The 12168-nt window shown below is 63.5% G+C and carries 10 protein-coding genes and 1 pseudogene; all 11 read left to right on the forward strand.

The features are described 5' to 3' along the window. Window positions 1-310 (forward strand): annotated as a pseudogene (locus EP867_RS19830) (glycosyltransferase family 4 protein); the annotation flags it as partial. Further along, the gene (locus tag EP867_RS12000) at window positions 291-665 is read left to right on the forward strand and encodes a glycosyltransferase (RefSeq protein WP_277749364.1); all 375 of its coding nucleotides are present in this window, start codon (window positions 291-293) and stop codon (window positions 663-665) included. The pseudogene EP867_RS19830 and the gene EP867_RS12000, both read left to right, overlap by 20 nt. A gap of 254 nt (window positions 666-919) precedes the next feature. Beyond that, entirely contained in the window at window positions 920-1564 is a 645-nt protein-coding gene (locus EP867_RS12005; protein ID WP_128489523.1) for a lysophospholipid acyltransferase family protein, read from the forward strand. Beyond that, entirely contained in the window at window positions 1561-2496 is a 936-nt protein-coding gene (locus tag EP867_RS12010; protein WP_128489525.1) for a phosphatidate cytidylyltransferase, read from the forward strand. Before EP867_RS12005 ends, EP867_RS12010 begins: the two co-directional genes overlap by 4 nt. After that, a complete protein-coding gene (locus tag EP867_RS12015) occupies window positions 2496-3128 on the forward strand; it encodes a CDP-alcohol phosphatidyltransferase family protein (RefSeq protein WP_128489527.1) in 633 nt (210 codons plus the stop codon). The genes EP867_RS12010 and EP867_RS12015 overlap by 1 nt, the downstream gene beginning before the upstream one ends. A 226-nt stretch (window positions 3129-3354) precedes the next feature. Beyond that, window positions 3355-6465, forward strand: a complete 3111-nt coding sequence (locus EP867_RS12020) for a response regulator (protein WP_164888849.1) — start codon at window positions 3355-3357, stop codon at window positions 6463-6465. Next, window positions 6462-7319, forward strand: a complete 858-nt coding sequence (locus tag EP867_RS12025; RefSeq protein WP_128489529.1) for a CheR family methyltransferase — start codon at window positions 6462-6464, stop codon at window positions 7317-7319. The genes EP867_RS12020 and EP867_RS12025 overlap by 4 nt, the downstream gene beginning before the upstream one ends. Beyond that, window positions 7312-9120 carry a response regulator gene (locus EP867_RS12030; protein ID WP_128489531.1) on the forward strand — a complete coding sequence of 603 codons (1809 nt, stop codon included), beginning with the start codon at window positions 7312-7314 and terminating at the stop codon, window positions 9118-9120. The genes EP867_RS12025 and EP867_RS12030 overlap by 8 nt, the downstream gene beginning before the upstream one ends. 364 nt (window positions 9121-9484) lie before the next feature. Beyond that, window positions 9485-9961, forward strand: a complete 477-nt coding sequence (locus tag EP867_RS12035; RefSeq protein ID WP_128489533.1) for an invasion associated locus B family protein — start codon at window positions 9485-9487, stop codon at window positions 9959-9961. After that, window positions 9958-11469, forward strand: a complete 1512-nt coding sequence (locus EP867_RS12040; RefSeq protein ID WP_128489535.1) for a ShlB/FhaC/HecB family hemolysin secretion/activation protein — start codon at window positions 9958-9960, stop codon at window positions 11467-11469. The genes EP867_RS12035 and EP867_RS12040 overlap by 4 nt, the downstream gene beginning before the upstream one ends. A gap of 36 nt (window positions 11470-11505) precedes the next feature. Continuing rightward, entirely contained in the window at window positions 11506-12072 is a 567-nt protein-coding gene (locus EP867_RS12045) for an invasion associated locus B family protein (RefSeq protein WP_128489537.1), read from the forward strand. The last annotated feature ends 96 nt before the right edge of the window (window positions 12073-12168 follow it).

Genomic DNA, 12168 nt, shown 5'->3' on the forward strand with positions numbered 1-12168 from the left:
ATGCGATAGCGGCCAGCTTGCCATGGGGGTGCCGGAAGAGAAAATCCTGCCGGTGCCCAATGCGCCTGGCTTCAGAATTGCGCCGCAGACCCTCAAAGACTGTCTGCGCGCACGTGCATCACGCGACGATAAAGCCCCGTTGAGGGTCCTGTTTCTCGGCCGGCTGGATCCGCAAAAAGGGCTGGACCGGCTGGCGCAGGTCGTAGAGCGCAGCGCCGGTCTGAACCTTGAGTGGCGTGTGATCGGGAAGGCGGTTCTCTCGCCGCAGGGGGGGACGGGCTTTGCCCGAGGTGCTGGCGCCGCTTCTTGAGCCGCCGCTGACCACGCCGGAGGCCCTGGCCGCGGCCTATGCGCAGGCCGATGTTCTGGTGCTGCTCTCAGGATATGAAGGCCTGCCGCTGACCATCCTTGAGGCGATGCGTCAGGGGGTGGTGGTCCTTGCGACCGATGTCGGTGCGGTGGCTGAGGTTGTCCGTCATGGGCAGAACGGCCTTCTTCTTCCTCTTGAGGCGGCGGTCTCTGCCTGCCTTGAGGGGCTCGCGCAGCTCAGTTCAGATCGTCAGATGCTGCGGCGGCTCTCGCAACGCGCGGTTCTGGATTTGGAAGGCCGCAAATGGTCTTCGGCTGCGGCGGGACTGATCGGGCGTCTGACCGCACCCCGGTAAAGCTCAAAACCGGCCCCCGGGGCCTCTGAGGGGGGGCATGTCCCTCTTTCCGGCAGACCCTGCGCTCGGGGCCTGGCGGATGAGCTGCTGCCCACTTCACCCGGCCCTCAGGCAGAACGCCTGGCCCGCGCGTCTGCAGATGTCTCGGCTTCCGCGCCGGGGTTTGCCGCTCTCTTTTGGGGCGCAGAGCAAATTTCCGGGCTGACCTGCGTGCCAAGGTAAGGCACAAGCGGGGGCAGGGTGAAGGAGATATCATGAGTGACCAATTTCTTGCGCAGGCGGCCCGGCTTGCCACTGTCTTCAGCTGTCGGGCGCTCTTGAGCCTGCGCAGTGCTGATTTCCCTGAACACAACGGCAGGCCAAGGATTTACGCGGCCAACCACGTCAGTCACGCCGATTTTGTGGCGCTCTGGACGGCTCTGCCGCGCAGTCTGCGCAGCCGCACGCGCCCCGTCGCGGGGGCGGATTACTGGGAGGCCTCGGGGTTTCGCCGCTGGCTGATTCACCGCGTTTTTCGCGGCGTTCTGGTTGAGCGGGGCGGCAAACGTGAGCCGGGGGGCGACAACGGGGAAGTCATCCGCCAGCTTGCAGCGCCCCTGAAGGCCGGAGAAGACCTGATTTTCTTTCCCGAAGGCACCCGCAATCTCACCGGGACCGATCTGATGCGTCTGCGCTCGGGGATCTATCTTCTGCTTCAGGAAGTGCCCGATGCTGAGGTGGTTCCGGTCTGGATCTCGCATATGGACCGCATTTTGCCAAAGGGGGGCTATGTGCCGGTGCCGCTGAACTGTGAACTACGCTATGGCCCGCCTTTGCGCCCCGAACCCCGAGAGGAGCGCCCTGAGTTTCTGGCCAGGCTTCACGCTGCCATTCTGGCCTGCCGGAGGAGCCCGGTATGAGCCTTGACCCCTTCCTGACCCCCACGGCCCTCGTCTGCTATGCGCTTTTTGCGCTGCTTGGGGTGGCTGAGATCGCGGCGATCCGGCTGAAGTCGAAAATTGAGCCGGCCTCCTGGGACAATCTGCGCGCGCGGATCCGGTCCTGGTGGGTGATGATCTTTGTCTTCGGCACGATTTTCTGGCTGGGGCGCGGCGTCATCACGCTGTTCTTCGCCTTCTGCTCTTTCGCGGCTCTGCGCGAATTTGCCACCGTAACCCATACGCGGCGGGCCGATCACTCGGCGCTGGTTCTGGCCTTCTGGCTCATCCTGCCGCTGCAATATCTGGCGGTCTATATGGACTGGGCGCTGATGGCGCTTCTGATGATCCCGCTTTATGCCTTTATTGCGCTGCCGGTGATCACGGTGCTGAAGGGCGAGGTCTCAGGCTTTCTCAACCGGGTCTCTGAGACTCAGTGGGGGCTGATGATCTGCGTCTATTTCGTCAGCCACATTCCCGCGCTTTTGTCGCTGAAAATCCCGGATTACAGCTTTTCGGCCATCACGCTGATCACCTGGCTGATCCTGGTCGTTCAGGCATCTGATGTGCTGCAATACGTCTGGGGCAAAGCGCTTGGCAAAACGCTGCTCGCGCCGAAAGTCTCGCCCTCGAAGACGGTTGAGGGACTGGTGGGCGGTGTGCTCAGTGCGACCCTCATCGGGGTGATCCTCACGCCGATCACGCCCTTCACGGCCCTGATGGCGGGTCTTACGGCCTTTGCGGTTTGTGTCATGGGGGTTTTCGGCGGCTTGATCCTTTCGGCGATCAAGCGGGACCGCGGCGTGAAAGACTGGGGCCATCTGATCCGGGGCCACGGCGGGTTTCTGGACCGGCTCGACAGCCTTGTTTTCTCGGCGCCGATCTATCTGCATCTTTTGCTTGGGAGTTTTTGATGAGTGATCCCGCAGACCGCCGCCCCATTGCAAGCCGGAACACCGCCTCTGCCCGCCGGATCACCGGCTTTCTCGTCCGCCGCAATCTGACGCCCAATGCCATTTCCATGCTCTCGATGGCGGCGGCTGCGATGGCGGGTCTGGCCTTTGCCTGTGCGGGCGGTCACTGGGCCGGGCTGATCCTGGCGGCCCTGGCCTGTCAGATGCGGCTTTTGTGCAATCTTTTCGACGGGCTGGTGGCGGTTGAAGGGGGCAAGGGCGGGCCGGACGGCCCGTTTTGGAATGAAGCCCCGGACCGCATCTCAGATCTGCTGATTTTTGCCGGGCTGGGATGGGCGGTCGGCCGCCCCGATCTGGGCTATCTGACCGGAGCGCTGGCGGTTCTGACCGCCTATATCCGCGAACTCGGTCGGGCGAATGGCGCAGGCAACGACTTCTCGGGCCCCTTCGCCAAGCCGCAGCGTATGGCGCTGATCACTCTGGCGGCGGTGGCGCAGGCCCTGGTGCTGCTGGCGGGATCTGATCTGCCGGTTTTGCTTTGGGCGCTTTGGATTTTGCTGGCCGGGACCGCCTTGACGGTACTCAGGCGGTCCTGGCGCCAGATCCGCCAGCTTGGGGGCCTGCCGCGCTGAGCCTGCCCCTTAAGGCCGGGGGCCAGGCTCATGCGGGACGATCCGTCAAGTCACGGTCTGACCCCTTGCGGCAGCCCGATTTTAACGGTTTACACACGCGCCGCGTGCTATCTTGCGGATGTTCCGGGGCGCGACACACTTTAAACGGAACCTCACTGCGCCTGAGGCGTTTTATAATTTTTCAGCCACTTGGCGTTGAAATCTACCAGAGCGGGCAACCATACGGATGATGAAAACTCAAACCCGTGCATTTGATGCCGGGATCACCCTTGCGACCGTCGCCATTACAGCGGCGACATTTGCGCTGGATCTGTTTGCCCCGCTCGGACGCAGCCTTTGGCTGGCCTATTTTCTTGCCATGGTGCTCAGCTATGCCTCGCGGCAGATCTGGCTGCCGGGGACACTTGCCGTGGTCGCGGCTGTTCTGCTGGCCGCAGGCGCTTACTTCGGGCCGGAAGGGGTCGACGCCTCGCTTGCGGTGCTGAACCGCAGCCTCGCCGCCTTTATCCTGGCGATCCTTGCCGGGGCAGGCACCCTGATGATCCGCAACCGCATCATCCTGTCCGGCCTCGATTGGGAGCAGCGTGCAAAAGTGCGTCTGTCCCAGGCGCTTGAGGGCAATCTGGGCCGGGATGAGCTGGCACATCGCGGGCTTGAGGTGATCGGGGATGAGACATCGGCCCGCGCTGCCGTGTTGTGGGAACTGACCGCGCAGCAGCTGGCACCGATCGGCAGCTGGGGTGGTGCGGCGGCGGATGCCCGCCACGGTGTTCCCGGCCACCTGCGCCGCGCCATTGACGAGAACCGCGTGGTGCAGCTCTCCGCTCCTGGCGATGCCGCGCTCAACTGGGGCTCGGGTCTTCTTCAGGGCGCTGCGGCCCATTCGGTAATCGTGCCGCTGAGTGAGGGGGGGCATATTAACGGCGTCGCCGAATTTGGTTTCGACCGCGAACCGGATGAGCGTGTGCTGAGCCTGCTGCAACAGGCGGGCGAGAAGCTGGGGCTTGAGTTGCGCTCCGCAGCTTACCGCGATGAACTGAACGAGCTTCTTGAAGAAACCCGCCGTCAGGCAGAGGAATTGCGCGCCCATGGCGAAGAGATGGCCGCCACCAATGCCGAACTGGAGGAGCAGACCCGCGCCCTACAGATCAGTGAAGGCCGCCTGCGCGAGCAGCAGGCCGAACTCGAAGAGCAGAACGCCCTTCTTGAGCAGCAGACCGCGCAGATGGAAGAGCAGCGTGATGCCATCGCCCTGTCGCGCAAACAGCTCGCAGATCAGGCCGAAGAGTTGGCCCGCGAAAGCCGCTATAAGTCGGAATTCGTCGCCAATATGTCCCATGAGCTGCGCACGCCGCTGAATGCGCTGCTGATCATGGCGCGGCTGCTGAGTGAAAACCGCAAAGGCAATCTGACCGAAGAGCAATGCCAGTGGGCCGAAACCATTGAAAGCTCGGGTAAAGATCTGCTGACGCTGATCAATGACATCCTCGACATCGCCCGCATTGAGGCCGGTAAGGTTGAGATCACCCCCGCCCCGGTTGCGGCCGGCGATGTGCTGCGCCGCCTGAGCCGGATTTTCACCCCCCAGGCCTCTGAGCGTGGGCTGGCCTTTAAGATCGAGGCGCCCGAGACCCTGCCGCGTATCTCGACCGATGGGGCACGGCTTGAGCAGATTTTGCGCAACTTCATCGCCAATGCTTTGAAGTTCACCCAAAAAGGCGGCGTCACCCTGGGGGTGACGGAAAACCCCGGGTCGGGGCTGACCTTCTGGGTGCGCGACACCGGCATCGGCATCGCGGCAGAACATCACGCGGCGGTTTTTGACGCCTTCCGCCAGGCCGACGGCTCGATCTCTCGCCGCTTTGGCGGAACGGGGCTGGGGCTGTCGATCTCGCGCGATCTGGCTACGCGTCTGGGCGGCAGCATCACGCTGGAAAGTGCGCCGGGCCAGGGCAGCACCTTCCGCCTGCATCTGCCGCTCAGCCTGGACGGCACTGAGGTCCCGGCGCAGCCCGCGGCTGCCCCGGAGGCCGCGCCCCGCCCGCTGCACACCCCGGCCCCTGCGGCCCCGATGCCGGAGGTTTCACTTGATCGCCCCGTTGGGGTGGTCCAGGGTATCAGCGATGACCGCGACACCCTGTCCGAGCGGCCCCGCCGTCTTTTGATCGTTGAAGATGACATCAATTTCTCGCGGCTTTTGCTGGATCTGGCGCGGGAGCTAGGCTTCGGCGCAGTCGTGGTGGAGACCGCTGATGATGCCATCCGCGCGGCGCAGCTTTATGTGCCGCATGGCATTCTGCTCGATATGGGTCTGCCCGATCACAGCGGCATGACCGTTCTTGACCGTTTGAAACGCGATGCCGAAACGCGCCACATCCCGGTCCATATCGTCTCTGCCGAGGACCGCACCCGAGAGGCGCTCGCCCAAGGCGCTGTCAGCTACCTGATGAAGCCGGTGGCACGTGATGCGCTGATCAAAGCGCTGGAAAGCATCACCGATCACGAGACGCAAAGCATGCGTAAGCTGCTGATTGTGGAGGATGATCCCCATCAGCTCAGCGGGCTGAAAGCGCTCCTCGGCTCGTCAGAGGTTGAGGTGAAGGGCGTCTCAACTTCGGCTGCCGCACTTGCGGCCTGCCGGCGGGAGACATTTGACTGCATCGTACTGGATATGACCCTGCCGGATGGCTCGGGCTTTGATCTGCTGGAGCAGTTGAGCACGGATGAGACCGCCTCTTTCCCGCCGGTCATCGTCTATACCGCCCGCGCCCTCACCGATCAGGAGGAGCAGCGCCTGCGCCGCTATTCGCGCTCGATCATCATCAAAGGCGCCAAATCCCCCGAAAGGCTGATCGATGAGGTAACGCTCTTCCTGCATCAGGTGGTGTCGGATCTGCCGGCGCGCCAGCGCGAGATGCTGGTCGCTTCGCTGAACCGCGATGCACAGCTCGAAGGTCGCCGCATCCTGATTGTTGAAGATGACATCCGCAATATCTACGCCCTGAATGGCGTGCTTGAGCCTCATGGCGTGAAAACTAAGATCGCCCGCAACGGCCGTGAGGCCCTGGATTTCCTCGCGCGGGTGACGGATGGCGCAGAGGATCCGGTCGATCTGGTGCTGATGGATGTGATGATGCCCGAGATGGACGGGCTGACCGCCACCCGTGAGATCCGCCGCCTTGAGCGCTGGCGCAATCTGCCGATCATCATGCTGACTGCCAAGGCCATGGCGGACGATCAGGCACAATGTCTGGCGGCAGGGGCGAATGACTATCTGGCCAAGCCGCTTGATGTGGACAAACTTCTGTCGCTGACGCGGGTGTGGATGTCGCGATGACGGAGCGGCTTAAGGCAGAAAGCCTTCCAGAACTTGAGACGCGCCTCTTCCTGGAGGCGCTTCACCAAAGGTATCATTATGATTTCCGGTCCTATTCCCGGGCCTCGCTCACGCGCCGCATTGAAGTGGCGCGTGAGGCGCTGAGCTGTGCGACAATCTCGGACCTGCAGGCGCGGCTTTTGCATGATCCGTCAGCTTTGCATCAGGTGATCGACGCGCTGACGGTGCAGGTCAGCGATCTCTTCCGCGATCCGGCCTATTACCGGCGGCTGCGTGAAGAGGTGGTGCCGCATCTGAAAACCTTTCCCTCGCTCAAGGTCTGGATCCCGGGCTGCGCCAATGGCGAAGAGCTTTATTCGCTGGCGATCCTCTTCGAGGAGGAGGGGCTTTTGGGCCGGACGATCTTCTACGCCACCGAGATCAACCGCCGCGCCCTGGCCAAGGCCGCGCAGGGGATTTACGACATCTCGCGGCTCGCGGGATTTTCGGCCAATTATCAGGCGGCGGGCGGCAAGGCCTCGCTGTCAGATTACTTCACGGCCGCTTACGGTGGGGCGGCTTTTCACCGCAGGCTGCGGCAGACCACCGTCTTTTCAGAACATGACCTTGCCACCGATCAGGTCTTTTCTGAGGTGCACCTGGTGTCGTGCCGCAATGTTTTGATCTATTTTGACGAGGCACTCCAGCACCGTGCAGTCGGCCTTTTTGCCGACTCTCTGGTCAGAGGTGGCTTTCTTGGACTTGGTGCGCATGAAACTCTTCGATTTTCCTCCCACGGCAAAGCCTTCACGGCTTTTTGCGAGAACGAGCGTATCTGGCGCAGAACAGCAACCACGGAGTCCCGCGATGGCTGACAGTGTGATCCGCTTCCTGCTCGTTGATGACGTGCGCGAAAATATGGTGGCGCTGGAAGCTCTGCTGCGGCGTGACGGTCTGGAGGTGCATATGGCACATTCCGCCGCCGAAGCGCTGGAGATGATGCTGCTGACCGACTATCAACTGGCCTTCGTTGACGTGCAGATGCCCGAAATCAACGGCTATGAACTGGCTGAGCTGATGCGCGGTGCTGAGCGGACGCGCGATATCCCGATCATCTTCGTCACGGCTGAGAACGCCAGCGAGGCGCGGCGGTTCCGCGGCTATGAGGCGGGCGGGGTCGATTATATTTTCAAGCCCATCGATCCGGTGATCCTTACCTCAAAGGCCGAGGTGTTCTACAGCCTGGCCCGTCAGGCCAAGACGCTTGAGCGTCAGCGCGATGAGCTGCGCTCGATTGCGCGTGACCGCGATCTGGCGATTGCCTCGCTTCATGCCCATGCCAATAACTCGCCGCTCGCGCTGGTGGTCTGTGACGCCGATCTGGTGGTGCGTCACTGGTATGACAGCGCGGCGCGGCTTTTCGGCGTCAGCGAGGCGGCGGCTCTGGGCCGCCCCCTGGGCGCGACCGGCGCTTTTGATGAGGCGACGCTTGAGATGCTGGCAGGCTGGACGGCGGCCAGCGATGATCTGGCGCGCCATACCGCCCATATGAAATCCTCCGGCCCCCAGGGCGAGATTTACTGCGATATCTTCGGCTCGGTTCTGGTCGATCCGGCCCTTGGCCGCCCGTCGCTGACGCTGCAGATCCTTGATGTCACCGAACGGCACCGCGCCGAAGAGGTGCGCTCTCTGCTGGTCGGAGAATTGAACCACCGGATCAAAAACACCCTCGCCAATGTTCAGGCGATCATGCGCCAGACCCTGCGCAGTTCTGTCGATCTGAAGGAATTTAACCGGAAATTCTCAGGCCGTCTGCACGCACTGGCGCGGGCGCATTCGATCCTCTCGGATGTTACCTGGTCCAGCGCCTCGCTTGATCAGCTGATTGATGATCAGATCGCGGCCGGCACCCTGAATGCTGAAAACCTGGACCGCCTGGGCCCGCCGGTGAGCCTCTCGCCGGAAAACACTCTGCGTCTGGCGCTTGTTCTGCATGAACTGGGCACCAATGCCGCCAAATATGGTGCGCTCTCCGTGCCAGGCGGGCGGGTTGAGATCAGCTGGAAGCCTGAGGCTGCGGATCTGGTGCTGACCTGGCGCGAATATGGCGGCCCCCCCGTCACCCCGCCGGAGCGTCAGGGTTTTGGCTCGACGCTGATTGCCACCGGCGTGGGCGACAGCCGCGCCACCGTGGACTGGCGCAGCGAAGGGGCGATCTGGCGCATCCGCATCGACCACGGGTTTGATCTGCAGCCCGGAGCCGTGCAAAGCGCACCGGCTGAAGTTCAGGCCGAACCCACGCCGGGAGAGCCGCTGAGCGGTTGCCGGATCCTCGTGGTGGAAGATGAGCCGCTGGTCGCCATGGATATCCGCTCCAGTCTGGAGGACGCAGGCGCGCGCGTGGTGCGCGAGGCCCGGACGGTGACGGATGCGCTTGCCGCTGTCGCTCAGGGCGATTTCGACCTTGCGCTGCTGGACGCCAATCTGATGGGAGAGCCGGTTGACCGGGTCGCGGCGGCGCTGCGCGATCGGGCAAGGCCCTTCTGCTTTGTCTCTGGCTACGGGCGCGCGCATCTGCCTGCTGACTTCCCGGAGGTGCCGATGCTGATCAAGCCGGTGAACCCGGATGACATCATCACCGTGGTGCGTTCCCTTGCCGGACGCGGCACGGCCTGAGCGGCTGAACTTAACGCCTGAGTGACAAAAGCCCCTGCCGGCAAAGCGTCAGCAGGGGCTTTGCCTTTGCGGTTCGGGGTGTGGAACCATGGGTTGCAAAAACGCACGCCCGGCCCGGCAGATCGGGGTGCGCTGCAGATCTTTCTTTGCCAATTGGTCAATAAATTGCCCGCAGCGCGGATCGGCTGTCAGTTGCCGGAGTCCGCCTGCCTCCCGCTAAAGCTGCATACTATATGCATATTTTATAGAGGGTGTCTGCCAAGGTCTTCACGCAACCTAAGATTGGTTCCCCCGATTGAGGGAATAGCGCTGCGACCTTCAAACCCATTAGAAACGATAGATAATTTCTAAGGGTTCGTTGGGTGTGAGGATCTTTATCAGTCAGCTTTCCGTCGCCCTTGCGGGCATGGCCGGGCTTCTGTCCGGGCTTCCTGCATGGGCGGAGCCGACCTCGCTCTGGCAGCGCGACTGCGGGGCGGAGGGGGCTTGCGTGCTGTCGCAGACCCTCCTGAGCCCGCAGACCTCCCGGCCCCTTGCGCTCCTGCGCATTCAACTCAACGGCGAAGAGGCTGTGCTGCAGGCCCTGTTGCCCGCCGGGGTGCATCTGGCCTCGGGCGCCTTTTACACCCTCGACGGCGGGGCCGAGCATCGCCTCGATTACCTGCGCTGCCGTGATGCGCTCTGCGAGGCCAGCCGCGCGCTGGATGCGAAAGAATGGCGCGCTTTGCGGCGGGGCAGGACCCTGTCGCTGCTGTATCGCCCCGCTGCCGGAGAGCCCCCGGCTGAACTTCAGATCTCGCTGACCGGGATCACTGCTGCCGCCAGAGGAGATCAGGGATGATCCGCAAAGCCGCCCTCGCGCTTGCCCTTATGCTGCCGCTCCCCGCCCAGGCGGCGGGGCCCGGCTTTGCGCTGACACGCATTGACACGCCCTCCTCCGTCTATCTGAGCGCGGGTGAAATATCGGCGGTGACCTCGCAGTATATCGGCCGGCCCATCACCTTTGACGACCTTCAGCAGATGATGCAGCGCCTTCAGGCGCTTTATGAGGCCGCGGGGGTCCCGACGGCAGAGGCCGTTCTGCCCGCCCAGGATATTCTGGGCGGTGTTTTGCGCGTTGATCTCGTCGAAGCCGCCATTGAGCAGGTCGAGGTGAAAGGCAATGGCTCGACCCGTCCCGAGTTCTTCCGCCGCGCGCTGAGCCTGCGTGAGGGGGAAAAGCCCGATTTCACCCGGCTGGAGCGGGAACTGCGCGTGCTGGCGCAAAGCCATGATCTGGCCCCCGCGCTCGATTTCGCCCCTGGTGAGCGGATGGCGGGCACCCGGGTGACCATCACGGGCAATGAGCCGAAAAACCTGCGCTTTGCCCTTGCAGCCGATAACCACGGCCGGGAGGAGACCGGGCAGCAGCGCCTGCACGCCACGGCGCAATGGGCCAGTCTGACCGGCTGGCGCGACCGGCTGGGGATCAACCTGACGCGCACCAGCGGTGCCTGGTCAGGGGCGGTCAGCTATGACCGGCCGGTCGGGGTGTCGGGCGGGCGTCTGGTCGTGGGGCTTCATGCCTCAAATTCGCAGGTGATCGGCGGCAGTTTTTCGGCCGCGCGGGTGGTATCGGATTCCCAGGGGTTCTCCCTGGGCTATCGTTTTCCCCTGCGCATGGCGCATGACCGCTCAATCTATGCCTCTTTTGGTCTGACCCATGACCGCACGCAGTCGGAAATCGCGGGCATTCAGTTCGTTGACACCAAGCTCAATGAGATGACCGCTGAGGTCAGCTATCGGCGCAGCATTCCGCTGACGGAGTTTGGCGGCACGGCGCGTCTGCGCATGGGGTCTGCGAAAAGTGCCGGCGGGGCGCTGACCGATGGCGGCTACGGTGTGCTGCAGGTCTCGGGCTTTGCCAACCGGCGTCTCTCTCAGGGCTATGCGCTGACGGCCTCGCTTGATGGTCAGATGGCCAGCAAGCTGCAGCTGCCGGTCGCGCGTCAGTTCGGCGTCGGCGGCACTGAGATTCTGCGCGGCTATCCCTCTGATGTGCGCGCCGCACCCGAGGCCGTCGCGCTGCGGCTGCAGGTGGTGCAGCTTGATCCCTGGCGGGTGATGAACGACCGCCTCGCCATTCAGCCCTATGTGTTTGCCGATGCGGCGGTGCTGCGCACCTCTGCCAGCATCGGCTCGCGCACCACGGCGGCCGACCGGCTGTTCTCGGCCGGGATTGGCGCGAATTTCACCTTCGACGGCCGCTACGGCCTGCATGCGCTGGTGGGGGTGCCGCTCAGGCCCACCACCGGTTTCACCGAGTCCGGCCAGGCCATCGCGCTGCTGGGGCTTTCGGTGAATTTCTGACCTGTTCCGGCCCTTTCAAGACCCGAGGAATCCCTGATGACCTTTTCTTTTGCCTCTCTCTCCGCCGTTGCTCTGACCGCCACTCTGGCCTTCGCGCCAGTGGCCGTTGCGCAGACCGCTGCCCCTGAGGCTGCGGCCCCCGTGCAGGATCTGGCGAATTACACCGCTTTCGGCTCCTGGCTGGTGAACTGCGAAGCGCTGAGCGTGAAGCGCTCGGTCTGCCGTCTGACCCAGGAGCTGACGCTGAAAGACAGCGGCGAGCTGGTGGTGCGTCTGGTGGCACTTCCGGTCAAGGACGGCGCTTTGCTTTTTGCCCAGGTGCCCCAGGGGGTCTATCTGCCCGGCGGCGCGGTTTACCGCATCGCGGATAAAGAAGACCTGCCGCAACGCGAGATGATCTGGCAGCGCTGCCTTGGCGGCGTCTGCGAAGCCGCCACCGGCCTTGATGAGGCCGAGCTGGAAACTCTGAGCGGCGCGGAGTCGGTGCTCTTTGGCTACCGCATGGATGCCGATGGTGAACCGCTGATCGTGAAGGTTGAAATGTCGCGCTTCAGCGAAGGTGTGGCGGCGCTGCGCGCTCAACTCCCCAAAGAGGGCGAGTAACCGCCATTCGCGCGTCCTGGCCGAAAACGGCCAGGACGCGCTGATCTGAGCCCTGGGGGAGCGCTGCAGCCCCCGCCGCAGCCCCCCGATTGCTGA

This window comes from Falsigemmobacter intermedius (genome assembly GCF_004054105.1).
Lineage (GTDB): Bacteria > Pseudomonadota > Alphaproteobacteria > Rhodobacterales > Rhodobacteraceae > Wagnerdoeblera > Wagnerdoeblera intermedia.